This window comes from Bacillus sp. AP50, assembly GCF_040492675.1.
GTDB lineage: Bacteria > Bacillota > Bacilli > Bacillales > Bacillaceae_G > Bacillus_A > Bacillus_A cereus.
The window spans coordinates 1-1280 of sequence record NZ_JBEUTW010000333.1 but is presented as its reverse complement, the minus strand read 5'-3'; the positions used below and the strand labels follow the sequence as shown (position 1 = coordinate 1280).

The window sequence follows — 1280 nt, the reverse complement described above, 5'->3', positions numbered from 1 at the left end:
TGGTTGGCTAAAATTTAAGACATGGGAAGGCGACAAGTGGATGAATCCTACGTCTGAACAAATTACTGTCAACAAAACGATTTATGCATATAATGAGCCTTCATTTAATGCAAAGAAAGCAAATTATGGAGAACCATTTAACCCACAAAATTGGGGAGTAGTAGAAAAAAAAGAAAATGGCTGGATGAAGGTAAGTACTTATGAAGGTTATAAGTGGATCAATCCAGATGGAGAAGAAAGGTTCATAAACAAATCATTCTATGCGTATAATGAGGCTTCATTTAATGCAGCTAAAGCAAACGCTGGAGCATTATATAGTCCACAAAATTTTAGAGTTGTGGATGGGACACCTAGTGGATGGTTGAAGGTTAAAACATGGGAAGGCGAGAAATGGCTGAATCTAGATGGAGAAGAAAGATTCATAAACAAATCATTCTATGCGTATAACGAGCCTTCATTTAGTTCAGGCAAAGCAAACGCCGGAGCATTATATAGTCCGCAGAATTTTAGAATAATAGATGGGACAACTAGTGGTTGGTTAAAGATTAAAACATGGGAAGGCGACAAGTGGATGAATCCGCATGAAACAGATTCGGGTTCTTCTAAATATCAAATGCCTATCAAAAATCCAAATGTTAGCTCATGGTATGGAAGTCGTTGGGGGACAGTGCATAAAGGTATTGATTTCTCAGCGGCAAAGGGTACACCAATAATGGCATCTAAATCAGGAACTGTAGAATTTGCTGGTTTTGGTGTAAGAGGTCAAGGATTTGGTGGATATGGAAATGCAGTGGTTATTAGGCATGAAGACGGACTTTGGACATTATACGGTCATATGGACTCAATTTTAACTACTGTAGGGGCACATGTACAACAAGGTCAAGTAATAGGAAAAGTAGGTAGTACAGGCGATTCTACTGGGAATCATCTGCACTTCGAAATTAAGAATCAGTATATAGGTGGACAAGTAGATCCAAAACCATATTTACCATTTTAATAAACATTAAGTTTGAATAATTAATATACGATAAGAATAATTTATTTATTGCATATTTAATAAAAGGACAGTTATCTAAGGATAGCTGTCCTTTTATAATTTATGGAATGGATTACTCGTGGGTACCGTGATTGTCATTTTATTGGAACAGTTTTGGAAAGAGTAAAGTATTTATATGCTTTTTCATTTAGAAGAAAATAAAGAATGAAAATCAGCATTTGGAAATATTTTAAAATATCTTGATATAAACCTATGTATTTTGTAATATATAGGTATATTGTTA

1 protein-coding gene is annotated in these 1280 nt (G+C 34.8%); it reads left to right on the top strand.

The window, feature by feature from the left end:
* Positions 1-997, top strand: a 997-nt coding sequence (locus tag ABWK52_RS21585) for a M23 family metallopeptidase (protein ID WP_353772124.1), incomplete at its 5' end; no start/stop codon positions are given.
* Positions 998-1280: the final 283 nt, after the last annotated feature.